Origin of the sequence: Arthrobacter sp. YD2 (assembly GCF_030410475.1) — a bacterium.
GTDB classification, from domain to species: Bacteria; Actinomycetota; Actinomycetes; order Actinomycetales; family Micrococcaceae; genus Arthrobacter_B; species Arthrobacter_B zhangbolii.
The window spans coordinates 1,126,488-1,152,470 of the sequence record NZ_JAUHHB010000001.1 but is presented as its reverse complement, the minus strand read 5'-3'; the positions used below and the strand labels follow the sequence as shown (position 1 = coordinate 1,152,470).

Sequence of the window (25,983 nt, the reverse complement as noted above, 5' to 3'; positions counted from 1 at the left end):
TTACTTGCGGCGCTTTGCCTTCTTGGCACCGGCTTTTCCGGCCTGGGCTGCCCGGCGGGTACCTGCCGCGTCCGCCTGCTTACCCTTCGAAGCAGTCCGCTCAATGCGGGTTTCCACCCCGCCCTGGCTGTCCGGGGCACTGAACTGCAGGCTCGCCGGCTGCTGCGGCGCTTCCAGTCCGGCCGCCTTGATCACGGGGGTGCCGATAACTCCGCGGGCATCCTTGACGCCGGCAAGCGCGTTGGCTGCCGGGGCGGCAGGTTCACTGACCTGGACGTCGGCATTGAACAGGTAGCCGATGCTTTCCTCGCGGATGGATTCCATCATGGTCTGGAACATTACGAAGCCCTCGCGCTGGTACTCCACCAGGGGATCGCGCTGGGCCATGGCCCGCAGCCCGATGCCTTCCTTGAGGTAGTCCATTTCGTACAGGTGTTCCTGCCACTTGCGCCCGATCACCGAAAGCACCACGCGGCGCTCCAGCTCACGCATGGTCGCGGATCCGAGAGCCTCCTCGCGGGCCTGGTAGGCCAGCTTGGCGTCCGAAAGGATCTCGTTGTGCAGGAACTCCCGGGTAAGACGGGACTTTCCGCCGGCTTCGTCAACAACCTCGTCGATCGTCAGGCCGATGGGGTACAGCGTCTTCAGGTTGGTCCAGAGCTGTTCCAGATCCCAGTCGTCCCCGTGGCCTTCGGCAGTCGCCTCGTTCACCACGGCGCTAACGACGTCTTCCAGGAAGAAGCTGATCTTCTCCTGCAGGTCATCACCCTCCAGGATGCGGCGGCGGTCGCCGTAGATCGCTTCACGCTGGCGGTTCAGGACGTCGTCATACTTCAGGACGTTCTTGCGCTGTTCCGCATTGCGGCCTTCGACCTGGCCCTGGGCGTTCTGGATGGCCTTGGAGACCAGCTTCGATTCCAGCGCCACGTCATCGGGCATGGAGGAGCTGTTCATGATCCGTTCAGCCGCACCCGAGTTGAAGAGGCGCATCAGGTCATCGGTGAGCGAGAGGTAGAAGCGTGACTCGCCCGGATCGCCCTGGCGGCCGGAGCGGCCGCGGAGCTGGTTGTCTATCCGGCGCGATTCGTGGCGTTCGGTGCCCAGAACGTAAAGCCCGCCGAGTTCCACTACTTCCTGCTGCTCGGCGGCGACGGCGTGGCGCGCCTTCTCCAGTGCGTCCGGCCAGGCGGCTTCGTAGTCTTCAGGGTTGTCGTTCGGATCAAGGCCGCGGCGTTCCAGCTCGGCAATGGCGTTGAACTCGGCGTTGCCGCCGAGCATGATGTCGGTGCCGCGGCCGGCCATGTTGGTGGCCACCGTGACAGCGCCCTTGCGGCCGGCCTGGGCAATGATGGCCGCTTCACGGGCGTGGTTCTTAGCGTTGAGCACCTCGTGCCGGATACCGGCCTTGGCCAGCTGCTTGGAGAGGTATTCGCTCTTTTCCACGCTGGTGGTGCCCACCAGGACGGGCTGGCCGGAGGCATGGCGCTCGGCGATGTCCTTCACCACGGCGTCGAACTTGGCCACTTCGTTCTTGTAGATCAGGTCCGACTGGTCAATCCGGGACATGGGCTTATTGGTCGGGATCGGCACCACGCCGAGCTTGTAGGTGCTCATGAACTCGGCCGCCTCGGTTTCGGCCGTGCCGGTCATGCCGGAAAGCTTCTCGTAGAGGCGGAAGTAGTTCTGCAGGGTCACCGTGGCGAGCGTCTGGTTTTCGGCCTTGATGGCCACGCCTTCCTTCGCCTCGATCGCCTGGTGCATGCCTTCGTTGTATCGGCGGCCGGCAAGGATACGTCCGGTGTGCTCATCAACGATCATGACTTCGCCGTTAAGGACCACGTAGTCCTTGTCCCGCTTGAAGAGTTCCTTGGCCTTGATGGCGTTGTTCAGGAAACCGATCAACGGGGTGTTGGCTGCCTCGTAGAGGTTGGAAATGCCGAGGTAGTCCTCGACCTTCTCAATGCCCGGCTCCAGAATGCCGACGGTGCGCTTCTTTTCATCCACCTCGTAGTCGGTCTCCCGCGTCAGCCGCGTCACGACCTTGGAGAACTCGGTGTACCAGCGGTTGACGTCACCGCTCGCGGCACCGGAAATGATCAGCGGGGTACGCGCCTCGTCAATGAGGATGGAGTCCACTTCATCAACAATGGCGAAGTGGTGTCCGCGCTGCACCAGTTCGGCGGCACTCCAGGCCATGTTGTCGCGCAGGTAGTCGAAGCCGAACTCGTTGTTCGTTCCGTACGTGATGTCCGCGGCGTACTGCTGGCGCCGCGTCGCGGGGTCCTGGTTGGAGAGGATGCAGCCGCTGGTCATGCCCAGGAAACGGAAAACACGGCCCATGAGGTCTGACTGGTACTCCGCCAGATAGTCATTTACCGTCACGATATGCACGCCCCGGCCGGTCAGGGCGTTGAGGTAGGCCGGTGCGGTGGCAACGAGCGTTTTTCCCTCACCGGTCTTCATCTCGGCGATGTTCCCCAGGTGCAGGGCAGCGCCGCCCATCAGCTGGACATCGAAGTGGCGCATGCCCAGGGTGCGGCCGGCGGCTTCGCGGACAGCGGCGAACGCTTCGGGCAGGAGGTCGTCCAAAGACTCGCCGTCGTTGTAGCGCTCCTTGAGGCGGTCCGTCTCACCCCTGAGTTCGGCATCGCTCATGCCCTTGAACTCGTCCTCGAGCACGTTAATCGCGTCGGCGTAGTTACGCAGTGTCTTCAGCGTCTTCTTGTCGCCGGTACGAAGAACTCGTTCGAGTAGTGATGCCACTGATTTGCTCCCAATCTAGTGTTGCCGAAATCTGGCGTCCCCAGTCTACGTGAGAGACGTATGGTGCTGGTCCGTGGTTCCCCATTGACCTTTATTCCCTGCATACTTCCAGCTTCAGCGCGGGAGCCAGATCCCCCACGGGCCGGACGGCAATCCCGTCGAGCCCAAGCCACTGTGCCATGAGGACAAGCTCCGCGGCCAGTTGGCGCGCCGTGGCTGACGGAGCCCCGGGTTCGGCGAAGGCTCCCTGCACCAGCAGCATACCCGCGGCACGGTCCGCTTTGAGGTCCACCCGGGCCACCAGTTCCTCCCCCAACAGGAAGGGCAGTACGTAATAGCCGTGCTGCCGGGCCGCCGGCGGTGTATAGATCCCGATCCGGTAGTGGAATCCGAACAGTTCCTGCAGCCTCCGGCGCTCGAAGATCAGCGAGTCGAAAGGACTCAGCAGTGCCCGGCCGCCAGCTGTTTTGGGGATGGCCGCCTCGACGTGCAGGTAGGCCGGCTGTTTCCAGTCCGCGACCGACACCTTCTCAAGTAGCCCCTTCCGGACCAGTTCCTCTGCCGCCCCTGCGGCAGCACGCTGAGGCAGGCGGAAATAATCGGCGAGCCCCCGGGCGGTTGCGATGCCGTGCGCCCTGGCCGCGGCCTCTGTCAGCCGGAGAACGGCCTGCTCCGGATCGGAGGGTTCCAGGGCTGCCGCGCCAGCCGGATGCACGTCCGCCGTCAGGGCATACAGACGCTCAAACTGCGGAGTGCGGCCCGCGGAGCTGACGCGGCCGGAGGCGAACAGATCCTCCAGCACCCGTTTGACCGCGTTCCAGTTCCACCCCCAGTGCCCGGCGTCCCGGACCTGCCGGTGGCCCAATGCCTCTGCTGTCTGCCGGGCCGTCAGCGGCTGCAGCGACGTGGCGAGAAGTTCAAGGATCCGCTCCCGGAGGTCCTCCGCCACATCGGGAGGAAGGGAACCGGCAGTCATCCAGGTGCGCCGCTGAACAGCCCGCAGATCGGCAAAAAGGTCCGGACGCACGAAGCTGGCCTCATGCGCCCAGTATTCGACCATCCGCCGGGGCCGCCGCGTGGCCATGCGGTCCACGATGGCCCGGTCATAGGGGCCGAGCCGGGAAAACAGCGGAAGGTAGTGGCTGCGTGCCAGGACATTCACTGAATCGATCTGCAGAAGTGCCAGCCGCTCAAAGATACGGCCCGCCTGCCTTGCGTTAACAAGGCCGGCGGGCCGTTCACGGGCCAGTCCCTGTGCCGACAGTGCCGCCCGGCGGGCCTGGCGGAGCGACAGTCTGGTTCTCATGCCCTCATCCTAGGCCCGCCCGGAAGATGGCAGGCGGGCCCGTGGGCGACGGGATCAGGCTGTGGCGCGCTCCCCGGTTTCGGTGACGCGGTATCCGCGCGTTTCCTCCCGCGGATCCTCCATGCCTTCGGCGCACTTTGAATCCAGGGTGATCACGCCGTAGGTCCAGCCGCGGCGGCGGTAAACCACCGACGGCGCCCCGGTCGCGGAATCCACGAACAGATAGAAGTCGTGGCCGACCAGCTCCATGTTGTCGACGGCGTCGTCAAGGCTCATGGGGGCACCCGGGAAAACCTTGCGCCGAATCAAAACGGGGCAGTCGCCGGCAGCGTCTTCATTCTCGCCTGTGTCGGCCTCGGTTGCTTCCGCTTCCGCCGCGGCGGCAACCTGTTCGTGGAGCGGTTCGGAGGTACTTACGGGACCAAGATCAGCGGTGGCTACCCGGACGGGAATCGGGGCGTGGCGTCCGTGGTGGACCTTGCGCCGGTCGCTGGCCCGGCGCAGCCGTTCGAGCAACTTGCCGTAGGCGAGGTCGAAGGCTGCGAACTTGTCGCCGGACGTTGCCTCGGCGCGGACAACCGGGCCGCGTCCGGTGACGGTGATTTCCACAGTCAGGGCACTGTCTGCATCACGAACGTTGCCCTGCTTCGTCACTCGGGCTTCCACCCGCTGGACCTTGTCGCCGAGCGCTTCCACCTTGCCGATCTTCTCTTCGGCGTACTCGCGGAACCTGTCCGATACTGCAACATTGCGCCCGCTGATCATGAATTCCATGGTGCCCTCCAATAGATTCGGTGACACAACAACGGCCGCTGCCAGTTTCCTTCACGGCCGTTGCCGCAGGATAACTCCGCTTCTTGAAGCTATCCATACCAACACGTTAGATCACCGCCGACCTTTATTCACGTCCCGTGATTCCGTTTCCGTTACCGGCTGCCGCGCTCCCCGGCACCGCAGCGGATGAGGGAGAAGTGTTACGTGCCGGGGCAGGTGTGACGGCGATGACAACGGCCCCGCGAACAACGGCTCCCGCGGAACGAAGCGCCCGTACCGTTTCCGCGAGGGTTGCCCCGGTGGTCAGGACATCATCCACCACCACGCAGGTGCAGCCTTCGAGACTCCCGGCGGGTCCGGCGGTCATGGAGCCGTGTACGTTGCGGCGGCGGCCGGAGCGGCCCAGCCCCTTCTGCGGACCGGCCACCCGCCCGCGGCTGAAGTCAAGGCCCCGGAAACGGGCAGCCGAAATGCCCGGCGGGCCGGGCGCGTGCCTGACGAGGGACGCCAGCCTGGACCCTGCAGGCAGCAGCCGCCGCCGTTCAATCAGTCTCATCAGCAGCATCAGCGGCTGGTAACCGCGTTTGCGCAGTGACCGCGGCGTACCCGGCACGGGCACCAGCACCACATCCGGAGCGCCCGGCTCGGGGCAGGCACTCCGCACTGCGGCATGCAGCGCGCCCGCCAGTACCGGTGCAAGGAAAACCGCAAGGTCCGTGTGCCCCCGGTTCTTGAAGGCGAGCAGCGTCCGGGCGAGTCCTCCGGCATAGGTTCCCGCGGCAAGCACCGGAAGAGGGACAAAGCCGGTGTCTTCCCTGCTGCGGTCCTGCGGCGGGAGGTATCCGGGCTCCGGTTCCGCAGCCGGCAGCGCGGCCGCACCTTCCTCCGCAGGGTAGGGATGCAGCGTGGCCCGGCGGATTCCCGCCGCACAGCCGCTGCACAGGCTCCGGTCCGGCGTTTCACAGACAACGCAGGAAACAGGCGCCACGGCGGCGGCCAGCCCGGTGACAGCCTCGGCCGCTGTCCGGCCTGCAGGCGAGAACAGCAGCCTGTCCAGCCGTGCGGGTAGTTTTGCCACCTGTGCGGTTAGTTTCACCATCCACCCAGACTTGCCCGTCCCGGAGGAAACACCGACGCTTCCCGGGGCCTTCGGCGGGCCGGCCGGCCTGCGCGCTGCGCCGGCCGGAGGCTGTGGAGGAAAAGCCGTATTCGCCGGCCGGTCCTACCCGGGGAAGGCGGGGTCCCGCACTCCTTCGGTCCTCAGCGGCCAGCTGCTGCCGACCTTGTTGAAGATGCCGGCATCGGTCTGGATGAAGATGTCCTCAACCCCGTTTCCGGCACTGAGGCCTTCGATCCCCTCCTTGGACGCCAGCAGTTCGGGCTCCCGGCCCGCACCCAGGATGACCGGTGTGCCCTCCTCCGCACCTGCCCGAACGGCAACCACGGTATCTTCCGAAGCCCACTTCACCCTGTTCACGGCGCCGGCATCCCCGGGGACCTGCAGCGTCAGGGGTGCGGTCAGGGACATCGGGACGCCCTCCGGGGAACGGACAATTCCGGCAATCATCACGGCGCTGTCGCCATTTTGCCCGGCGGCGAAAAGAGCCCGGCTGCCGTCCCGGGAAATCCGTACCTCCGTAACCGAGAGGCCTTCGAGCCACGCAGCTGAAAGCACTGCTGCGGAGTCCTGGTTTCCTCCCGGTGGAATGGCCAGCACTTCGGATCCGGTTCCGGACGGCCGTGAGGTCCATACCCACTGCCGGTTGTCGACGCTTGGGGCCGTGAACCGGCTGCCGTCAGCGGCGGTCCGGACATCCTGTCCCCGCCCGGTGACCAGAAGAGTGTCCTGCCCGCCGTCCAGGAACGCTATGGTTTCGCCGTCCGAGGACATGGCCGGGTTGCGCGGGGAGTACTCCGCCACCGACGGCACATCCTCAATGTCGGCGGGGCCGTCACTGTAGAAGGCAAGCTCTCCCTGATAGACCACAATCTGCGTTGCACCCGCGGACGGGTCACTGATTGCCGACTGTACCTCGCCGTTCCCCTTGCCCAGGTCCACCGGGCGCTGCTGGGCTGTCAGATTCACAGAGGTGACGTTGTTCAGTCCGCGCAGGTTTACTTCCAGCTGCTTCACCATCTGCTGCCGGTTCAGATCCGACGATTCGGACAGGGGTTCCGATAAGTCCACCGACGCCTCGCCTGAGGCTACGGGGACGGCGTCCCGGGCCAGGGCGGTACCTGCCGGGAACGCACTGACGACGGCGCCTTCCAGATACGGTGCCGGCCCCACGAGGAGGGCACTGACGATGTTGGCTGCTATGCCGGGACGCTGGATGAACCACCGGGTGTCCGGCACCCAGTACTGGTAATCACTTGAATAGAAATACAGGTTGTGGGCCTTGAACACGAGCGGGAAGGTGGCCGAAGAAAGCATGATGCCGTCGGGGATGCCGCTCACCCGCCACTGTCCGTCCACTTCCTCGAGCCGGACGGGAATGGTCTCGGTGCTGCCCTCCGGGACATCGGTGCGGACGCCCTGCGAGCTGACGCTTCCCTGCACTTCAAGCTGGATCTGGAAAAGGTTGGGTTCGGGCATGGCAACAATGCGCGAAGAGCGGTAGACGGTGACCTTCTGGCCGGGTGACCAGGCCTCGGCCAGTTCCGGACTCAGGAACTGGCGCGCAACACTGTAATCGTCCGTAGCGCCTTTTCCCGCCTCCATAAAACCGCGGATGATGTCCTGCGGGGACGCGTCCTGCGCCGGGCCCTCGGGTGAGAACACGGCTTCCGTCTGCGCTTCGCTGCCGCTCTCGGCCGACGCCGTACCAACGGGGCCCACCGTCGGTATTGATGAACACCCGCCCAGGAACAGGGCGGAGCCGACCAGGACCGCCAGCAGCCGTGCCGCCTTTGCATGCACGGGCCGCCTGTCCTGCCCGGGCGTGCTCTTGCTACAAGACATCCGATTCCTCCTCGGCGGTCACGGCCGCCGCGCTGAGTGCGCGGGGGCCCCCGGCGTCGTGCGGTGAGAGCGGCACGGGAGACGAGTCGAACGTCCCTCCGTGGCGGAGCGGCAGGGTCAGCCGGAAACATGACCCGTTGCCCGGATCACCCCAGGCCTCCAGCCGGCCCCCGTGCAGCCGGGTGTCTTCGGCAGCAATGGACAGTCCAAGGCCGCTGCCGCCAGTAGTGCGCGCCCGGGCCGGATCCGCCCGCCAGAAACGGTCAAAGACCCGGCCGGCGGCTTCCTCAGTCATGCCGATACCGTGGTCGCGGACGGCGATGCCCACCGCATCGGCGTTCACCGCCACGGCAATCTCGATCGGCTCTCCTTCGCCGTGCTCCAGCGCGTTGACCAGCAGGTTGCGCAGGATCCGTTCGATGCGGCGCGGATCGGCGTCCACCACGCAGCTGGATTCCTTGGATACCACCAGCACCTCGGAGCCGCTGTTGTTCGCCAGCGGTTCCGTGGCGTCCATGACGTCGCGGACAATGTGGAAGACATCGGTGGGCTCCAGGTCCAGCGCCGCTGCACCGGCGTCGAACCGCGAGATCTCCAGCAGGTCCGCGAGCAGCGCCTGGAACCGTTCCACCTGGTGGTAGAGGAGTTCCGTGGAACGCCGGTACATGGGGTCGAAGCTCTCGCGCGCCTCATAGAGCACCTCAGCGGCCATCCGCACCGTGGTGAGCGGGGTGCGCAGTTCGTGCGAGACGTCGGAGACGAATACCTGCTGCATGCGTGAAAGCGTCGCGAGCTGGGTGATCTGGTCCTGCAGGGTCCCGGCCATGTGGTTGAACGATGCCGCAAGACGCGCCACTTCGTCCTCGCCTTTGACCTCCATACGCTCCTGCAGTTCGCCGGCGGCAAGCTTTTCCGAGACGGCCGCTGCGTCGCTGACAGCACCCAGGCCCGCCTTGGTGACCACCCAGGCAATGGTTCCGCTGATGGCCAGCAGGAGGAAACCCGCGATCCAGAGGATCCGGTGGATGTCATCCAGAGTTTCCTGCATGGAGGAGAGGTCATAGATCAGGTAGAGGGCGTACTCGGCGCTGTCCGGGGGCAGCGTGACCTTCGTAGCGAAGGCGATGCCGGGTTCCCCGTGGGCAAGTTCCAGCGGCGCCCAGTACACGTAATCCGTCTCAGCGTCCCCTACGGCGCTGGCAGCAACCGCATCGCTGAGCGCCACCGGGATGCCGCTGGCAGTGATGTTTCCGGTGTTCACCGACGAGGGGACATAGAGGGGGTCGGAGGTGGGCAGGGGCGTCAGCAGGTATGTCCGCTGGGCGTCGGCGCCCTTGCCCTCAAGCAGGGGAAGGGTGTCCATGACCAGCCGGTCGGTGCTCTCCCTGTCCGTGGCCGTGGTCTCGCGGAAGTTGTCCTTCACATTGGAAAGGCCGGCGGTGGCTTCGGTCCGGAACTGGGCCAGCCGCTCCTCGTAGAGGGACCCGGCTATCTGATGGGAGAGAAACGCGCCGATGCCGGCACCGGCGAGCGCCACGAGCAGCAGCGTGGACATGATCGTCTTGAACTGCAGGGACCGCCGCCATAGGCGGGCGATCCGGTGAAAGGTGGCCCGGCGGAAGGAATGCCGCAGTCGTCGAAGATGCTCCAGGGCCCTGGCAATTCTTTCGGACTTCCCGGCCGCCCCGGCCAGGAAACCCGGCAACTTAGCTCTGTCCCGCTTTATATCCGACACCGCGCACCGTCAGTACTATCTCGGGTGCTTCGGGGTCGCGTTCAATCTTGGAGCGGAGCCTCTGCACATGCACGTTGACCAGCCGCGTGTCGGCGGCGTGGCGGTAGCCCCACACCTGTTCCAGCAGCATTTCACGGGTGAATACCTGCCACGGCTTGCGGGCCAGCGCCACCAGCAGGTCGAATTCCAGCGGGGTCAGCGAAATGTTGTCCCCGCCCCGGGACACGGAGTGTCCCGCCACGTCGATGGACACTTCACCAATCCGCAGGGTCTCGGGTGATTTCTGGTCCCCCGGGCGCAGCCGGGCACGGACACGGGCCACCAGTTCCGCCGGCTTGAACGGCTTGGGTACATAGTCATCGGCGCCGGATTCGAGTCCGCGAACGACGTCGGCCGTGTCGGCCTTGGCGGTGAGCATCACAATGGGGGTGTCGGATTCGTTGCGGATCTGGCGGCACACTTCAATGCCGTCAATCCCCGGCAGCATGAGGTCAAGCAGCACCAGGTCCGGCTTGCTGTTGCGGAAAACATCCAGCGCCAAGGAGCCGTCTGCGCAGAACACCGGATCGAATCCGTCGTTGCGCAGCACTATGCCAATCATTTCGGCAAGGGCTTCGTCGTCGTCTACGACCAGTATGCGTGCCTTCATAACTCCCTGTTCACTGCTTGCGTCCGTCCGCGCGCAAACGCGCGCCGGGGTCAGCAGTCATAGCGGCTGCCGCTCCCCCAGGCGTGCAAAGCCGCCTAAGTCAATCCCTATCATCCTAAGCGACACAAATCCGGCCGCGGCTCGCCCCGGATGCCGAATGACCGCGCTGTCACTATAGTCGAGGTAACAAAGTCAACTGCCTGCAGGGGGATACGGGTAAAGATGAGCGAGCAAGAACACAAGGGTCAGCAAGACGGACCACAGGGGTCCGTGCCGGGCCCGCCGCCGCCCCGCGTTCAGGACCAGCCCCCCGCCGCTCCGTGGAATCCTGCTCCTCCGCCGCCCGGCGCATGGCAGCCCCCGCAGGGAGGTGCGCAGCAGCCGTCGGCGAACCCGTGGGCACAGCCGCAGCAGGGGTCCGCCTGGGACAGCCCGAATCCCTATGCCGCTGCCGGCCCCGGCTTTCCGCAGCAGCACGGCTATACCCCGCCGCCCAAGCCGGGCATCATTCCGCTGCGCCCGCTCGGACTAGGGGAAATGATGGACGGTGCGTTCCAGGCCTGCCGCCGGAACGTGCTTGCCGCTTTCGGTAACTCACTGCTCATCCAGGGCATTATCACGGCCCTGACCGTCGGACTGGGCTTTGGCATGATCTCCAGCCTCGAGGACGCAGCGCTGAGCGGCGCCTCGGATGATGAGCTGGCCGGCCCGGTATTGGGGGCGCTCACCGGGTTCGTCGGGCTGGGCATTATATCCCTGGTCGGAGTAATGGTGGTGCAGGGCCTGCTGGTGGTCCCGGTGGCACGGGCCACCCTGAACCTGCGGACCGGGTTCAGCCAGATGTGGCGGATTGCACGGCGGAGCATCCTCCGGTTGGCCGGACTGGCGCTGGTGCTGCTGGCAGCGTCAGCGGTTGCCGTTACCGTCCTTGTCCTGCTGTTCAGCCTGGTCATCTATCTGCTCGGAGATGCCGGGATTGCCGTGGTGGTGATAGCCGTGCTGGCCCTGGCGGCAGTCACCGCCTGGGTATCGGTCAAGCTTGCACTGGCCCCGGCAGCACTGGTACTCGAGGGCACCGGCATCTTCCGGTCCATCGCACGGTCCTGGCAGCTAACCGGCCGGAACTGGTGGCGTACCTTCGGAATCCTCATTCTCACCAGCATGATCGTCGGCATCCTGACGCAGATCCTGACCATCCCCTTCAGCTTCATCATCGGCTTCGCCGGCGCATCAACTGAGGACCCGGCCGCCCTCGTGGCCAGCAGTGTGCTGCTGATCGCCGTCACCCTGCTCGTTTCGGCCGTCGGGTATGCCTTCCAGGGCGCAGTCACGGCCCTGCTGTATGTGGACCTGCGCATCCGGCGCGAGGGATTCGATCTGGCCCTGATGAAGGACCAGGAGGGTCCGCATACCCAGGACCCCGATTTCCTTCCCGGCCGCCACGCCGTGCCTATGTCGCGTAAGGCACCCGCCGGGCCTCCCATGGGTATGCCCTAGGCATGCTGTTCCCCGTACGGCTCCCGGCCGGTTTTCCTCTCGAACGGTTACCTGTCCGGTTGCCGGGAGACGTTCCCGTTGAGCCGGACGCGGACCAGGCCCGTGACTGGGCGCGCGAGGAGCTGGCCGGACGGATCTATGAAGAGGCGAAGCCCGGCCTGGCGGAGCGTGTACTCCAGTCCGTGCTCGACTGGCTCGGCGACGTGCTGAACGGGTTGGGCGGGCTCGGCACCGGCCCCGGGGTCCTGATTCTCGCGGCGACCGCCGTCGTCCTGATCGCGGTCCTGGTGCTGGTGGTCCGTCCGCGGCTTAATGCAAAGGCAAAAAAGAAGAAGACGTCCGAAGTGTTCGGCTCGGATCTGGTGGAAACTGCGAACGACCACCGGGCACGCGCCGACGAAGCAGCGTCGGAACAGCGCTGGGATACAGCCGTTGCGGAGCGTTTCCGCGCCATGGTCCGTTCCGCGGAGGAGCGCGTCATTTTCGAGGTGCGTCCGGCGCGGACAGCGGCTGAAGCCGCCGCCAGCCTCAGCGGTGCTTTCCCGGGTTCCGGGACCGACATCGCATGGCTTGGTCATCGCTTCGATGAGATTCTCTACGGGGACAAGGCAGCCCGCGCCTCGGACTACCAGCGCGCCGTTGAACTGGATTCCACCCTGATGCACACCCGGCCGGCCATGGCGGATTCCGCTTCCCTGCCCGGAATGGCGGTACCCCGATGAGCACATCCCCCGTGCAGGATGCTTCCCCCGGGCCGGACGGCACCGGCAGCGCCCCGGCTCAGCCGGTGCCGGATCAGCCGGTGCCGGATCAGCGCGAAGCTGCAGGGCACCGCACTCCCCTGCGCAGGGCTGCGGGCTGGTTCCGGCAGCACCGTGTCGTCATTCTCCTCATCCTTCTGCTCTGCGGCATGGTGGCGCTTTCCCTGTGGGGCCGTACGGACGCGGACGGAGTTGCGCTCTCACCGGATAATCCGGCACCCGACGGCGGGATGGCCGCTGCGCAGATCCTCTCCGGCCAGGGCGTGGAGGTACTGCAGCCGCAGGACATTGACGAAGCACAGACTGCGCTGGAGGAACATCCCGGCGCCACACTGCTCTACCTTGACCCCAACGGGTTCCTGGACAACAGCCAGATGGAGGAGCTCGCGGACGCCGCAGGCCGGACAGTATTGGTTGCCCCCACGTTCGCGCAGCTCGCAGCCATCGCCCCGGACATCCGCCAGGCCGGGCTCCTGCCCGCCGATCCCGGGCATCACATCCTTGAGTCCGGGTGCCGGAACGAGGATGCACTCGCTGCAGGCAGCGTCGCCACCGGTGGCCGGACCTACCGCGGTCCGGTGACCTGTTTTCCGTTCACGGAAGGCGGTGAATCCGACGCCGGTGAAACTGCCGGCTCCTACGCCGCCACCCGTGACGGCTCCACGGTTGTGCTGGGCAGCCCGGACCTTATCGCCAACAAAGCGCTGGCATCAGAGGGCAACGCCGCCCTGGCGCTGCGGACCCTGGGTCCGGACGAAACGCTGGTGTGGTACCGGGCCGTTCCGGCCGATATCCCCGTCACGGACCAGCCTGCGGACCCCTTCGCCTATCTGCCGGCATGGGTCGGCCCGCTGATGCTCTGGCTTGTGCTCGTAACGGCGCTTGCCGGTTTCTGGCGCGGCCGGCGGCTCGGTCCGCTGGCGGAGGAGCCCCTGCCGGTAGTCGTCCGGTCTGCCGAAACGGCTGAGGGGCGGGCCCGCCTCTACCAGGACAGCCAGGCAGTGGACCACGCCGCCGCCACACTGCGGGCCGCGGCCATGACGCGGCTGGCTGCCCACCTGCGGCTGGGACCGGGAGCCGGCACCGAGGCCGTAACCCGCGCCACAGCCGAAGCGACCGGCCGCAGCTACGCGGAAACCGACATACTTCTCAACCAGCAAAGGCCCGGCACCGGATCCGAATTGGTCCGCTGGGCACAGGACCTGCACGACCTAGAGGAAGAAGCCACTTCATCATGAGCCAGCAGTTCGATACCTACCCCGTGCCGCCCGGAGCGGCTGACGGTACGGCACCGGCACCTCCGCTTCCGCCGGGAGAGGACCCGGTCCGCGCCGCGCTGACACAGGTGCGGCAGGAAGTTGCCAAGGCGGTGGTGGGACAGGACGCCGCTGTCACCGGGCTGATCATCGCGCTGCTCGCCAAGGGACACGTGCTGTTGGAAGGCGTCCCCGGCGTGGCGAAAACACTGTTGGTCCGCACCCTCTCCGCCGCCCTTGACCTGGACACCAAACGGGTCCAGTTCACCCCGGACCTGATGCCCGGCGACGTCACCGGTTCGCTGATTTATGACGGCCGTTCCTCGGAATTCTCCTTCCGGGAAGGCCCCGTCTTCACCAATATCCTGCTCGCCGACGAGATCAACCGGACGCCGCCCAAAACCCAGGCATCCCTGCTCGAAGCCATGGAGGAACGCCAGGTCACCGTTGACGGCGCCACCCGCAGGCTGCCCGAGCCCTTTATTGTCGCTGCCACGCAGAACCCGGTGGAGTACGAGGGAACCTATCCCCTTCCGGAAGCCCAGCTGGACCGGTTCCTGCTGAAAATGACGCTGGATCTGCCCGGCAGGGACGACGAGATTGAAGTGATCCGCCGGCACAGCAGCGGCTTCGATCCCCGCGACCTTGCCGCTGCCGGTGTCCGGGCAGTGGCCTCGGCACGCGACCTGGAGCTGGCCCGCAAGGCTGTATCCGAAGTATCCGTTGCCCCGGAGGTGCTGGCCTACATTGTGGACATTGTCCGGGCTACCCGTTCGGCGCCGTCGTTCCAGCTCGGGGTCTCACCCCGCGGCGCCACGGCGCTGCTGAATACCTCCCGCGCGTGGGCCTGGCTATCGGGCCGGAGCTTCGTGACGCCCGATGATGTAAAGGCGCTGACGCTTCCCGCCCTGCGGCACCGTGTGTCCCTGCGCCCCGAGGCGCAGATGGACGGGGTCAATGCTGACCACGTGCTGGGAAGCATCCTCTCCACCGTCCCGGTCCCCCGGTAGCCGGGGCCGCGCGCATGGCTGTCTCCGGCCGGTTCGTCCTCCTGGCGGCCCTGGGAACCGTTGCGGTGGTGCTGTACCCCGGCGCCGCTGCCTTCCTGCTGTGGCTGGCATTCCTGACTGCGGCGGCGGCAGCCGACCTGCTGCTGGCAGTGTCCCCCAAGAAGCTGCAGGTCCAGCGGCAGCTACCGGACAGTGTGCGCCTGACCGAGTCCGCCCTCAGCGCGCTGGTGGTGCGTAACGGCAGCGGCAGGGCGCTGCATGCGGTAATCCGCGACTGCTGGCAGCCCTCCGCCGGGGCCCGCAACCCCGAACAGCGCCTCACCGTCCCCGCAGGTGAGGCGCGCAGGATGGCCGTCGATTTGGAACCCTCCCGCCGCGGCGTCCTGCGCAGCGGGTACATTGGCGTGCGCAGTTTCGGTCCCCTGGGCCTGGCCGCCCGGCAACGGTCCCTCAGCCTGCCCGGTGAGATCAGGGTGCTCCCGCCGTTTTACGCCAAACGGCATTTGCCGTCCAAGCTGCGCCGCCTGCGTGAACTGGATGGAAACGCCTCCGTGCAGCTGCGCGGCGCAGGTACCGAGTTTGATTCGCTGCGTGAATACGTCCGGGGCGATGACGTACGTTCCATTGACTGGCGAGCTACCGCCCGCCGCCGCGACACCGTGGTGCGGACCTGGCGTCCGGAACGGGACCGGAGGGTAGTCATCCTTCTGGACACCTCCCGGACCTCCGCGGCCCGGATAGATGATGAGCCACGGCTGGACACGGGGATTGAGGCCACGCTGCTGCTGGGTGTGCTCGCTGCCGGCGGAGGGGACCGGGTGGATTTCCTCGCCTTTGACCGCAGGGTCCGCGCCCGCGTGGATTCCGGCGGCAAAGGCAATCTGCTCAGCAGGCTGGTCAACGCCGCCGTTCCCCTGGAACCGGAGCTTATCGAAGCGGACTTCTCGCTTCTTCCCGGGGCCGTGCACGCCGTGACGGCGCGCCGGTCCCTGGTGGTCCTGATCACCTCCCTGGATTCCGGCGCAGTGGAGGAAGGCCTGGTCCCCGTCCTCCCCCGGCTTTTGGAGAAACACGTGGTTGTTGTGGCCTCGGTCCGCGACCCCGGCCTGAATGATCTGCGCACCGCCGGTGGCAGCACCCCGGCGGTGTTCCGCGCCGCAGCAGCCGAGCGTGCCCTCCTGGACCGGGCAGCGGTGACCGAGCAGCTGCGCGCCATGGGCGCCGAGGTAGTGGACGAACCGCCGCACGAACTGGCCCCCAAACTCGCCGACATGTATATCCGGCTCAAGGCAGCAGGAAGGCTCTAGCCATGGCATCCGCGTCCATTTACCGGCAGGTCCTGGGCGCAGACTATGCCCGGTTGCAGCCTGAGCTGCAGGACTACTTCGATCCCGGCGAGGGGGCCGGCCGATACGGAGAGGGCAGCGGCATCTTCGCCCGGGCCGGATGTCCGCGTCCGTGGCTGCGGCCCCTGCTGCGGCTGGTTCCGGTCTCCAACGCCTTCTTCCCTGACTACGGAACCGAGGTTCCGTTCACCATCCGCAACTACCCGCACCGTGATCCCTGGGGACGTCAGGCACTCACGGCGGTGCGCTCCTTCGGATTCCCGGCGGGACCACGGATTTTCGAAGACACAACGGTGCTCACTGCACCCGGCGTCCTGACGGACTATCTGGGCAGGCAGCGGAATCTGGCCACGAACCTGGTCCTGCAGGTCACGGAGGAGGGGCATCTGCGGATGAATTCCCCGGCCAGCCGGCTTTTCCTGGGCCCGCTGCGGCTGCCGCTGCCCGGCTTTGCCGCGGCCGACGCGCACGTTGAGCAGTGGTGGGATGAGGCTGCCGGATCCTTCCGGATCCGCACACAGGTGATCCAACGCCAGCTGGGTACCGTTTTCGAATACGACGGCATGTTTCACTACGCCCTCCGCCCGTTCGACGGCGTCCTGCCCGGCGACGTCGAACCGGACAGGTGGGAGCACCGGGTCTAGGGGGTACCGGGTCTAGCCCTCGGCGACCACCTGATCCAGTGCGGCAGCTGTTCCGGTCAGCCGGGTGAGGACCCTGCGGGCTGTTTCCGGCGACACATCGGCAAGGCCGGAGGCGGGGGTCAGGCGGAGCGCGGGCAGGCTCGCGGCCGGAAGTCCAAGCTTGTTCCACGGGCGCAGGACACTCTCCACCAGCCGGGTGACCTGGGGCAGTTCACCGCCCTCACGCGGAAGCGGCAGGATACCCAGCCACACCCGGTCTCCATCTTCCACTGCCTCGGCGATGCCCTCCCAGTCGCGGGCGGTCAGGGAGTCGGCCGCCAGCGCGACGCCCTGCGCCCCGGCCTGCCGGGCCAGTTCGAACGGTGATTTGGTGCCCTTGCGCAGCGGACCGGACGCGTCCGCCCGGGGCAGGGCGAACACCGTGTCCGCTCCGGCGGCTGTTATTGCTGAGCACATCTGTTCCCAGGCGGCGGAGACCTCCGATGACGGCACGGAGCGCAGCGTGCGGTATCCGGAGGCGGTGGGAATGCCGCCGCCCAGCACCGCGGCTATTTCCGGTTCATCCACCTGGACGGTGATCTGTGCTCCGGGAACCGATGATGCAGCGCGGGAAATATAGGATCCCACCCCGGCGACGAGTGACTGGAGCAGGTCCCGGCGGGCTCCGGCGTCGGAAAGCGCCCGCTCGCCGTTGTGCAGGTACAGGTTGGCGGCGAGCGAGAGCGGTCCGCGCAGGGAAATCTTCAGGTCCCCGCCCGGGTGTTCCCCGGCGACGTCGGCCAGGGCGTTGATGTCCTGGTTGAGCAGCGACACTGCCCTCCTGTGGTCCTTGCCGGGCCGTTCGACCAGCCGCCAGCCGTGCGGCTGGGTGTCCACGAAAATGTCCACCAGCAGGGAGGCGCTGCGTCCCACGGGATCTGCTCCGGGACCGCGCTGCGGGAGTTCAGCCAGGAAGGGAAGGTGCGGGGCACCCAGTTCGCCGCGGATCACCCGGCTGGATTCCACCGGGTCGTTTCCGGGCCAGCTGCCCAGGGCCGTCGCTGTCACCGTGCCGCTCATCGCCTCCGGGCGGGCAGCAGGCCCGGCCGGGTCAGGATGCTGCGGCATCTGTTCCGCCGTTGCGGGTCTGGGAGATGGCCTGATGGTGCCGGATGACCTCACGGATGATGAAGTTCAGGAACTTCTCGGCAAAGGCGGGGTCCAGGTGCGCGTCCTCGGCCAGCCGGCGCAGGCGCGCTATCTGCGCCACCTCACGGCCGGGATCAGCCGGAGGAAGGTTGTGCTCAGCCTTCAGGTGGCCCACCCGCTGCGTGGCCTTGAACCGCTCCGCAAGCAGATAGACCAGGGTGGCGTCGATGTTATCGATGCTGCTGCGCATGGCAAGCAGTTCCGCCATCACGTCATCGGCAACCTTCCCGGAGAGGGAACTTGCGCGCGGATCGAACTCATCGTCCGAAGAATTGCTCATAGGTCCTGTCTGGCTCATTCGTCCAGTTTAGGGTGTAGCGGCGCCCCGGCCGGAGCAGGTTACGCTGCCCTCTCCGGACCGGCCGCACCGGAACCTGTCAGGAGACGGCTGCCGGGTTCCATTCCAGGGAGCGTGCGGAGTCGATCGTGGCCTGGCCCAGCACGCGCGTGCCCTGGTACAGCACCATCGACTGGCCGGGGGCCACCCCGCGCATCGGTTCGGTGAGCCGGACCACCAGCTCCTCGCGGGCGGTTCCGGTTTCACTGTCCGTGGTGTCTTCCATCCAGCCGGTGGCCGCGACGGGATCCCCGTGTGCACGGACCTGGACCATGCAGTCGAAGGTGGACCGGTTGCCGATTTCGGCGATGGGCCGGCCGGCCCAGGAAATCTTGATGCCGCGCATCTGGTCGATGTTCAGCAGCTGCTCCGGTCCGACAATGACCTTGTTTTCCTTGGGCCGGATTTCCAGCACAAAGCGCGGCTTGCCGTCGGAGGCCGGGGTGCCCAGCTTCAGGCCGCGGCGCTGGCCCACGGTGTAGGCATTGGCGCCGGGGTGGGTGCCGAGCTTTGCGCCCGTCTCGTCCACAATGTCGCCCTCGCTCATTTCGATGCGCTCTTCAAGCCAGCCGCGGGTGTCGCCGTCGGGAATGAAGCAGATGTCATGGCTGTCCGGCTTGTTGGCCACCGACAGGCCACGGCGCTCCGCTTCAGCCCGAACCTCGGCCTTGGACGGGGTTTCAGCCAGCGGGAACATGCAGTGGCGCAGCTGCTCTTCGGTCAGCACGCCGAGCACGTAGGACTGGTCCTTCGCCCAGTCGGCGGCACGGTGCAGTTCCGGGTTGCCGTCCGCATTGGTCAGGACCTTGGCGTAGTGACCGGTGCAGACCGCGTCAAAGCCCAGGGCCAGCGCCTTTTCCAGCAGTGCGGCGAACTTGATCCGTTCGTTGCAACGCATGCACGGGTTCGGTGTGCGGCCGGCTGCGTATTCCGCGACGAAGTCATCCACCACGTCTTCCTTGAACCGCTCCGAGAAGTCCCACACGTAGTACGGAATACCCAGGATGTCGCAGGCACGCCACGCGTCACGGGAGTCCTCGATGGTGCAGCAGCCGCGGCTGCCGGTGCGCAGGGTCCCGGGCATCCGGGACAGCGCGAGGTGGACGCCGACGACGTCGTGCCCTGCCTCGACTGCCCGCGCCGCTGCCACGGCGGAGTCCACTCCGCCGCTCATTGCTGCCAAAACCTTCATGAAATAAAACCTGTTCCTGCTGTCTGGATGCTGCTTACGTGTCCGGCCATGCCGGCCTTCTTTGCCCGTTCATACGCTTCGGGCAGTACCTGCAGTAACGTGTCAACGTCTTCAGCCGTGGTTGTATGCCCGAGGCTGAACCGCTGCGCTCCGCGGGCCTCGGTTTCACTCAGTCCCATGGCCAGCAGAACGTGCGACGGCCGGGGCACACCGGCGGTGCAGGCCGAGCCGGTGGAGGATTCAACGCCCGCCAGGTCCAGCAGGAAAAGCAGCGAATCCCCTTCGCATCCCGGAAAGGTGAAGTGGGCGTTGCCGGGCAGGCGGCGGCCCTCGCCGTCGCCGTCGCGCGCCCCGCGCAGGACGGCGGCCGGGATGGCCCGTTCGACGCCGGTGATCAGGTAGTCCCGCAGGGTACGCAGCCGCTCTGCCTCATCGGTCAGGTGCTCCACGGCCTCCCGCGCGGCGGCGGCAAACGCCGCGATGCCTGCCGCGTCCAGCGTGCCGGAACGGATGTCGCGTTCCTGCCCTCCCCCGTGCAGGACCGGAGTGAGTTTCACGGCGCGCCCCACAACCAGTGCGCCCACGCCTACCGGTCCCCCGATCTTGTGGGCACTGATCGCCATCGTGTCCAGGCCGGCAGCCCGGAAATCCACCGGCAGGGCGCCGAAGGCCTGCACGGCGTCCGAATGCACCGGAACACCGAATTCGTGGGCGAGCGACGCCAGGGCACGCACGTCCTGGACCGTCCCGACCTCGTTGTTCGCCCACATGGCCGTCAGCAGGGCGGTGGAATCCGCGTTGGCTTCAAGTTCACGGCGGACCGCGTCCAGGGAGATCACCCCGTCGCTGTCCACCGGAATCCACACGGGAACAGCGCCCTCATGCTTTTCCAGCCACTCAACGGTGTCCAGCACGGCATGGTGCTCAACGCCGGAGACCAGGATCCGGGTGCGCCGGGGATCGGCATCCCGGCGGGTCCAGTACAGTCCCTTGACCGCCAGGTTGTCCGCCTCCGTGCCGCCGGAGGTGAAAATGATCTCCGAGGAGTGGCAGCCGGCGGCAGCGGCAAGGATCTCGCGGGATTCCTCCACGACCATCCGGGCGCGGCGGCCCGAACCGTGCAGCGACGAGGGGTTGCCGCTGCGGCTGAGTTCTGTGGTGAGTGCGGCGAGGGCCGAAGCCGAGATCGGCGTGGTCGCCGCGTGATCTAGATACACGGGCACCAGCCAATTCTAACCGTCATGGCGGCTCCTGCCGATTCGGGCGGCTGAGACTTTCCTGATCATCCGGCACTTGGCCGTCCCGCCGCTCTTCCCCCAACCGGGCTCCCCTGCGATCTGCACCGGATGCGCTGCAGGAATCCGGACAGTCGGTAGAATTGCTCCACTTAGCCCCGCCCGAGCATCCCCGCCCGAAAGGAACCGCCGTGAGCCCGTCAGGCCCGACACTCTATGAGGTCCTGGGACTGACTCCAGCGGCATCAGCTGCGGAGATCAAATCGGCATACCGGAAGGCGGCACGGGAAACCCATCCGGACCACGGCGGAGACGGCGAGCGGTTCCACCGCGTGACGAACGCCTACCGCGTCCTGTCCGATCCGGGGCAGAAGGAATCCTATGACCGGACGATCGGCAGCGGAGGCAGTGGCAGCGGCAGTGCCGGCCGCCCCGCGGGCGGTACCCCCGGACCGGCGAACCCCGCAGCACGCCGTGCTGCGGCCGGAAACACCGCCGGGAGGACCCCTGCTGCGGATCTGGACACCCCGCCCGTTTTTGTCCCGGACTTCTCCCCGCGCAACCCGCCCCTGATTCCCCTAACACTGGCCGGCCAGCAGGTCCACGGGTCCCCCCGCCGTCCCGGTTTACTGTCCCGGTTCGGTGCCGCCGCCGGACGGTTTGATGCCGAGAACCGCACTATTCGGCTGCTGGACCGGGAACTGCTCGACGAATACCCGGCAGCACGCCTGGTCAACGGCCTCCACATCCCGGACGCCGGCCCGGGCGGAGGCAACCTCGACGTCGGGCACGTACTGCTGGGCGGCTACCGCATGGCCGTGCTCGGGTCTTTGATGGCATCCCCGGGCAACTACCGGTGGGACGGCAGGCACCTGCAGCACCGCGGGCGGGAAGTTTCCACCCTCCGCCTTGCCGACGCTGTCCGTACACTGCAGTCACGCTTCCCGGACTGCAATGTTGCAGGCTGGCTGGTCCTCCACAGCCCGAACGGTAACCCGTTTGAACCGATCATTGACTATCCGCCCTCCCTCAGCCGCTCCGCGCCCGCCACCCTGCACGTGGCCAACCCCGGCGGGCTGGTCCGTGAGCTGCGCCGCTTCTTCGCCGAGGGGCCCACACCCAGCGTTGTCCAGCTGCCGGTGCTGGCACCGCTCATCGACGCCTCGTCGCGCTGACCGGATGCGGCCCGGCCCGGGTGCGCGGGCATAGGATATAGCTGTGTTCCGCATCCTTTTCCATACCCCTGAAATCCCGGGCAACACCGGGAACGCCATCCGTCTTGCCGCCATCACGGGCGCCGAGCTGCACCTGGTGGAGCCATTGGGCTTCAGCCTGGAGGATTCCAAGCTGCGCCGGGCGGGCCTGGATTACCACGACCTCGCCGTGCTCCATGTGCACAAGACGTTGCAGGACGCCTGGGATGCGCTGCAGCCGGAACGCGTTTTCGCGTTTACGTCCGACGGCGATACCTCCTATACCGATATCGAGTACCGTGCCGGTGACGTCCTGATGTTCGGCCGCGAGTCTGTCGGGCTGCCGGCGGAGGTCAAGGAGGACCCGCATGTCACCGCCCGCGTGCGGCTTCCCATGCTTCCGTCGCTGCGTTCGCTCAACCTTGCCAACTCCGCCTCCATTGCCGTTTACGAAGCCTGGCGCCAGCACGGCTTCGCCGGCGCCCAGCTCTAGCGAAGGATCCACCCATGTCTGAACACCCGCTCGGGGCCACTTACGACGACGGCGCAGCCGACTTCGAACGCCTCGCCCCGTCGCTGTGGAATCCGATGGGCAACGCCCTGGTGGCGGCCGCAGACATAGCCCTGGGTGACCGGGTCCTGGATGCCTGCTGCGGCAGCGGAGCCACCACCATCCCGGCGGCACAGTTTGCCGGACCGGACGGCGAGGTGCACGGGGTGGATCTCAGCGGGGAACTGCTGGCCCTGGCCCAGGCCAAGGCAGACACCCTCTCACTCAACAGCGTGCAGCTGGCGAAGGCGGATGTTACCGAGTGGGCAGCAGAGGCCCCCTATGACGCAGTGCTGTGCGCCTATGCGGTGTTCCTGCTCCCGGACATGGACGCCGCCGCTGCCGGCCTGGTCTCCTCGCTCCGCAGCGGAGGACGCTTTGCCCTCAGCACCTGGCAGGAAGGCGCTGCAGCGCAGTTCAACGAACTGCTGTGGAAGGCATGCCGGCTGGAGCGTCCGGACCTGGCTGAAACCGCCGCCCATCCCGCCGTTGAGAACCTCAGCCGGCTGGACTCGGTGGAAAAGCTCACGGCCTGGCTGCAGGGGCTGGGGCTGCAGGATGTCACTGTGGCGCCCACCCCGGGCCGGGTGCAGCTCAGCGGTTCCCTGGCTTGGTCGCTGGTGCTGGGCAGCACCTACCGGACGCTGCTGCCCGCTGATCCGGCGGCCGTGGAACGGGTACGCCAGGCATTCCTGGCCGAGCTCGGCGATGATTTCGAGCTCAACACCGACACACTGATCGCCACCGGCGTCCGTCCCTAGCCATTAGCTGTCCACCCGTCCGGGCCGGATGCCGGTAGCCGGCGTCCCGGACGGGGCCGAGCCGGCGGTCAAAAACCGGCGATGGTTTGCTCTGTGTTCACGCCAACAGCGTGGAAAACCTCTGCACTGGAGCCCTCGGGCAGGTGATGCCGTTGGGCGTTCTCCTGCAGGAGCCGGCGGACGGTGGCGTCCATGCCGTCAATATCCGGGTGCTGGCTGGCATGGACCCGGATCGCGGCAAGCTTCGCGTCCACCGTCCCGGTGACGTCCACGGCAGTGTTTTCGCGTTCGCGGGGAGCACCGTAGAACCACAGCCACGGCACTTTGTACGCCTCGAGGCCCTGCTCCGCTAGTTCGGGATAGGCAAAGGGGTTTTCCGCGGCCGGATAGACGGCACGGGTCACGATCTCGCCGCAGGCGAGGTGGTCCGGATGGCTGGCCTGCAGCCTGTCCCAGTTCCGTTCCGGATGCATCGACAGAACCACGTCCGGCCGGACCCGGCGGATCAGTTCCACCGCCCGGGCAATGACCGCATGGTTAACCTCCAGGTAGCCGTCCCGCTCGCCCAGGAACACGACGTCCCGGGCACCGACCTGCCGGGCCGCTTCCCGTTGTTCGTCACGGCGCAGCCCGCTCACATTGGAGCGGTCCGACGGATCGAACCCGCCGGCGTCGCCGGAGGTCATGATGCAGTAGGTGATGTCGGCGCCGTCGCGTGCCCAGCGGGCCACAGTGCCGGCAGCACCGAAGTCGATGTCATCCGGATGGGCAGCGAAGGCCAGGACCCGGGCCGGCGTGGAGACGGACGCAGACGCCATCCTAGGACCTGCGCTTCCGGATCTCTTCGGCGGCCTGGGGCAGCACGGAGAACAGGTCCCCGACGACACCGAAATCCGCAATTTCGAACACGGGCGCGTCGGCGTCCTTGTTCACGGCGACAATGACCTTGGCGGTCTGCATGCCGGCCTTCTGCTGGATGGCACCGGAGATGCCCACGGAAATGTACAGCTGCGGGGACACCGTCTTGCCGGTCTGGCCCACCTGCGCCGAGTGCTCGATCCAGCCTGCATCGGTGGCGGCGCGGGAGGCACCCACGGCGCCGCCGAGCAGATCCGCCAGTTCCTCCACCGGCCCGAAGTTTCCTTCCACGCCGCGTCCGCCCGCAACAATCACCCGGGCTTCGGAAAGTTCCGGGCGCCCGCTGACGCGTTTGCCGGTGCGGCTTGTCACGCGCGCGGCAGGACCGGGTTCGGGCACCGGCAGCTCGACCAGTTCCGGAGCCGGGGCGCCTTCCTGTTCCGGTGCCGGCTCGATGCTGTTGGCCTTGACCGTGATGATGGGCGTGCCGCTCTGCACGCGGCAGGTGGAGGTGTAGGAACCGGCGAGGACGGATTTGGTCACGGCCAGGTCCGGGGCAACCGCCACCGCATCGGTGACAACTCCTGAACTGAGCTTGATGCCGGTACGTCCGGCAATCTCGCGGTCTTCAAAGGAGTTGCCCAGCAGAATGGCCGCCGGCTGTTCAGCCGTTGCTGCGGCCGCCAGGAAACCGGTCTTGGCAGCCACCAGGACGCCGTCCAGTTCTCCGGCGGGTTCGTAAACCTTGCCCGCACCATAGGAGGCGAAAGCGGCAAGAAGCTCCGGGTCCGGGCGGCGGGCCGCGGCGACCACCGGCTCTCCTATGCTGCCGGCCAAGGTCAGCAGTTCACGGGCGGCACGGGGCAGGGGTAGATCGGGGACATCTAGAAAAACCAGAACGGACGCCATGAATGCGCTCCTTTGGGACGTGGACGGTGGCGCGTGACCGGCGCCGGTTAGAAATGATCGGGTGCGCTAGATGAGTTTCTGCGCCGCGAGGTAGTCCACCAGCTGAACGCCGGCAGTACCGTCGTCAGTGATGACGGTCCCCTGGGCGCGCGGCGGCCGCGGCGCCGATGCCGCAACCGACGTCCAGGCGCCCTCCAGACCTACCTGCGAGGGCTCGAGGCCGATATCTGCGAGGGAGAGGACCGTGATGGTCTTTTTCTTCGCTGCCATGATGCCCTTGAAATTCGGGTACCGGGGTTCGTTGGCCTGATCCGTCACGGAGACCAGTGCGGGCAGGGGTGCCTCGACGGTTTCCGTAAAGGAGTCGCCGTCGCGGCGTGCCTTCACCATGGCGGTGCCGTCCGTGTCAGTGACCTCAAGTTCCGAGGCGAAGGTGACCTGGGCCAGCTGCAGGCGCTCGGCCAGCTGCGCAGGGACAAGAGCGGTTTCGCCGTCCGTGGAGGACATGCCGGTGATCACCAGGTCCACCGGGCCCAGGGTCCGGGCTACGGATTCAATGGCGGCGGCCAGCGCCAGGGACGTTCCGGCGGCATCGGAGCCGGCGAGGGCGGCATCGCACAGGTGGACCCCGGTGTAGGCGCCGATCTGGAGGGATTTCTTGACCGCATTGACGGCGGCTTCGGGCCCCATGGCGAGGGCAGTCACCCGGTTTCCGGCTGCCTCACCGCCGCGGGCCTCGGCCAGGGTCAGCGCGGCTTCCAAGGCGTATTCATCCAGTTCCGAGAGAATGCTCTCCGAGCGGTCGAGGGTATGGCCGGGGCCGGTGAGGTGCCGGTCGAACTGCGCGTCGGGGACGTGCTTTACCAAGACAACAATATTCAGCGGACGGTTGGCTGAGTCCTGCATTCCGGCCTTTCCGGTTGGAAGATCAGTTCCCGACGGCCCGGAGGTTCTCCTGCCGACGTTCCCGCCCGTTGGGCGGTGCGTTTAAAGCTAATCACACCCCGGAAGGCCATTGTGCCCGGTACAGGCGGAAGGGCCGCCCCGGATACGTCCG

At 66.8% G+C, this 25,983-nt stretch carries 23 protein-coding genes; 9 read left to right on the top strand and 14 right to left on the bottom strand.

Annotated elements, in window-relative coordinates; genetic code table 11:
- From secA to mtrA, 7 genes are all read right to left on the bottom strand, one after another.
- Window positions 1–2,763 (bottom strand): preprotein translocase subunit SecA, encoded by a 2,763-nt coding sequence (gene secA / locus QWJ37_RS05595; protein WP_290244585.1) that lies wholly within the window; start codon window positions 2,761–2,763, stop codon window positions 1–3.
- Between the two features lie 91 nt (window positions 2,764–2,854).
- Window positions 2,855–4,069 carry a crosslink repair DNA glycosylase YcaQ family protein gene (locus QWJ37_RS05590; RefSeq protein WP_290244583.1) on the bottom strand — a complete coding sequence of 405 codons (1,215 nt, stop codon included), beginning with the start codon at window positions 4,067–4,069 and terminating at the stop codon, window positions 2,855–2,857.
- A gap of 54 nt (window positions 4,070–4,123) precedes the next feature.
- Window positions 4,124–4,843, bottom strand: coding sequence for a ribosome-associated translation inhibitor RaiA (raiA, locus tag QWJ37_RS05585; protein WP_290244581.1), 720 nt, complete (start codon window positions 4,841–4,843; stop codon window positions 4,124–4,126).
- A gap of 124 nt (window positions 4,844–4,967) precedes the next feature.
- A complete protein-coding gene (locus QWJ37_RS05580; protein ID WP_227929579.1) occupies window positions 4,968–5,942 on the bottom strand; it encodes a phosphoribosyltransferase family protein in 975 nt (324 codons plus the stop codon).
- Window positions 5,943–6,065: 123 nt separating this feature from the next.
- On the bottom strand, window positions 6,066–7,805 hold the full coding sequence (locus QWJ37_RS05575; protein ID WP_227903509.1) for an LpqB family beta-propeller domain-containing protein: 1,740 nt from the start codon (window positions 7,803–7,805) through the stop codon (window positions 6,066–6,068).
- Entirely contained in the window at window positions 7,795–9,402 is a 1,608-nt protein-coding gene (gene mtrB / locus QWJ37_RS05570; RefSeq protein WP_290244835.1) for an MtrAB system histidine kinase MtrB, read from the bottom strand. The genes QWJ37_RS05575 and mtrB overlap by 11 nt, the downstream gene beginning before the upstream one ends.
- 109 nt (window positions 9,403–9,511) lie before the next feature.
- The gene (gene mtrA / locus QWJ37_RS05565) at window positions 9,512–10,189 is read right to left on the bottom strand and encodes an MtrAB system response regulator MtrA (protein ID WP_227903514.1); all 678 of its coding nucleotides are present in this window, start codon (window positions 10,187–10,189) and stop codon (window positions 9,512–9,514) included.
- A gap of 222 nt (window positions 10,190–10,411) precedes the next feature.
- On the opposite strand from mtrA, the gene QWJ37_RS05560 reads away from it, so the two are divergent.
- Genes QWJ37_RS05560 through QWJ37_RS05535 form a run of 6 tightly spaced genes read left to right on the top strand, consistent with a single transcriptional unit; the run spans window position 10,412 to window position 16,703 of the window.
- On the top strand, window positions 10,412–11,686 hold the full coding sequence (locus QWJ37_RS05560; protein WP_290244577.1) for a glycerophosphoryl diester phosphodiesterase membrane domain-containing protein: 1,275 nt from the start codon (window positions 10,412–10,414) through the stop codon (window positions 11,684–11,686).
- A 59-nt stretch (window positions 11,687–11,745) separates the two neighbouring features.
- Window positions 11,746–12,408, top strand: a complete 663-nt coding sequence (locus tag QWJ37_RS05555) for a DUF4129 domain-containing protein (protein ID WP_290244576.1) — start codon at window positions 11,746–11,748, stop codon at window positions 12,406–12,408.
- Window positions 12,405–13,685 (top strand): DUF4350 domain-containing protein, encoded by a 1,281-nt coding sequence (locus QWJ37_RS05550; protein ID WP_290244574.1) that lies wholly within the window; start codon window positions 12,405–12,407, stop codon window positions 13,683–13,685. The genes QWJ37_RS05555 and QWJ37_RS05550 overlap by 4 nt, the downstream gene beginning before the upstream one ends.
- A complete protein-coding gene (locus QWJ37_RS05545) occupies window positions 13,682–14,713 on the top strand; it encodes a MoxR family ATPase (RefSeq protein WP_227903519.1) in 1,032 nt (343 codons plus the stop codon). Before QWJ37_RS05550 ends, QWJ37_RS05545 begins: the two co-directional genes overlap by 4 nt.
- A gap of 14 nt (window positions 14,714–14,727) precedes the next feature.
- Entirely contained in the window at window positions 14,728–16,020 is a 1,293-nt protein-coding gene (locus QWJ37_RS05540; protein WP_290244572.1) for a DUF58 domain-containing protein, read from the top strand.
- 2 nt (window positions 16,021–16,022) lie between these two features.
- A complete protein-coding gene (locus QWJ37_RS05535; protein ID WP_290244570.1) occupies window positions 16,023–16,703 on the top strand; it encodes a DUF4166 domain-containing protein in 681 nt (226 codons plus the stop codon).
- A 12-nt stretch (window positions 16,704–16,715) separates the two neighbouring features.
- On the opposite strand, the gene QWJ37_RS05530 is transcribed toward QWJ37_RS05535, so the two are convergent.
- The 4 genes from QWJ37_RS05530 to QWJ37_RS05515 form a co-directional block, all read right to left on the bottom strand.
- Window positions 16,716–17,810 (bottom strand): hypothetical protein, encoded by a 1,095-nt coding sequence (locus QWJ37_RS05530; protein ID WP_290244567.1) that lies wholly within the window; start codon window positions 17,808–17,810, stop codon window positions 16,716–16,718.
- Window positions 17,794–18,189: a chorismate mutase gene (locus tag QWJ37_RS05525; RefSeq protein WP_227903527.1), complete on the bottom strand. Its 396-nt coding sequence runs from the start codon at window positions 18,187–18,189 to the stop codon at window positions 17,794–17,796. Before QWJ37_RS05525 ends, QWJ37_RS05530 begins: the two co-directional genes overlap by 17 nt.
- A 79-nt stretch (window positions 18,190–18,268) precedes the next feature.
- Window positions 18,269–19,420 carry a tRNA 2-thiouridine(34) synthase MnmA gene (gene mnmA / locus QWJ37_RS05520; protein ID WP_227929574.1) on the bottom strand — a complete coding sequence of 384 codons (1,152 nt, stop codon included), beginning with the start codon at window positions 19,418–19,420 and terminating at the stop codon, window positions 18,269–18,271.
- The gene (locus QWJ37_RS05515; RefSeq protein ID WP_227929573.1) at window positions 19,417–20,643 is read right to left on the bottom strand and encodes a cysteine desulfurase family protein; all 1,227 of its coding nucleotides are present in this window, start codon (window positions 20,641–20,643) and stop codon (window positions 19,417–19,419) included. Before QWJ37_RS05515 ends, mnmA begins: the two co-directional genes overlap by 4 nt.
- Window positions 20,644–20,846: 203 nt before the next feature.
- Here QWJ37_RS05515 and QWJ37_RS05510 point away from each other — a divergent pair, with 203 nt between their 5' ends.
- The 3 genes from QWJ37_RS05510 to QWJ37_RS05500 are packed head-to-tail and all read left to right on the top strand — an operon-like array spanning window position 20,847 to window position 23,159.
- Window positions 20,847–21,830: a J domain-containing protein gene (locus QWJ37_RS05510; protein WP_227903538.1), complete on the top strand. Its 984-nt coding sequence runs from the start codon at window positions 20,847–20,849 to the stop codon at window positions 21,828–21,830.
- A gap of 43 nt (window positions 21,831–21,873) precedes the next feature.
- Window positions 21,874–22,341 carry a tRNA (cytidine(34)-2'-O)-methyltransferase gene (locus tag QWJ37_RS05505; RefSeq protein ID WP_227903539.1) on the top strand — a complete coding sequence of 156 codons (468 nt, stop codon included), beginning with the start codon at window positions 21,874–21,876 and terminating at the stop codon, window positions 22,339–22,341.
- A 14-nt stretch (window positions 22,342–22,355) separates the two neighbouring features.
- Window positions 22,356–23,159, top strand: coding sequence for a class I SAM-dependent methyltransferase (locus tag QWJ37_RS05500; RefSeq protein WP_290244564.1), 804 nt, complete (start codon window positions 22,356–22,358; stop codon window positions 23,157–23,159).
- A gap of 68 nt (window positions 23,160–23,227) precedes the next feature.
- Here QWJ37_RS05500 and QWJ37_RS05495 read toward each other — a convergent pair whose 3' ends face one another.
- The 3 genes from QWJ37_RS05495 to QWJ37_RS05485 all read right to left on the bottom strand — a co-directional run bounded on the left by QWJ37_RS05495 (window position 23,228) and on the right by QWJ37_RS05485 (window position 25,832).
- Window positions 23,228–23,977, bottom strand: a complete 750-nt coding sequence (locus QWJ37_RS05495; RefSeq protein WP_290244562.1) for a PIG-L deacetylase family protein — start codon at window positions 23,975–23,977, stop codon at window positions 23,228–23,230.
- Between the two features lies 1 nt (window position 23,978).
- Window positions 23,979–24,926, bottom strand: a complete 948-nt coding sequence (locus QWJ37_RS05490) for an electron transfer flavoprotein subunit alpha/FixB family protein (RefSeq protein ID WP_290244560.1) — start codon at window positions 24,924–24,926, stop codon at window positions 23,979–23,981.
- 66 nt (window positions 24,927–24,992) lie between these two features.
- Entirely contained in the window at window positions 24,993–25,832 is an 840-nt protein-coding gene (locus tag QWJ37_RS05485) for an electron transfer flavoprotein subunit beta/FixA family protein (RefSeq protein WP_227929569.1), read from the bottom strand.
- Window positions 25,833–25,983: the final 151 nt, after the last annotated feature.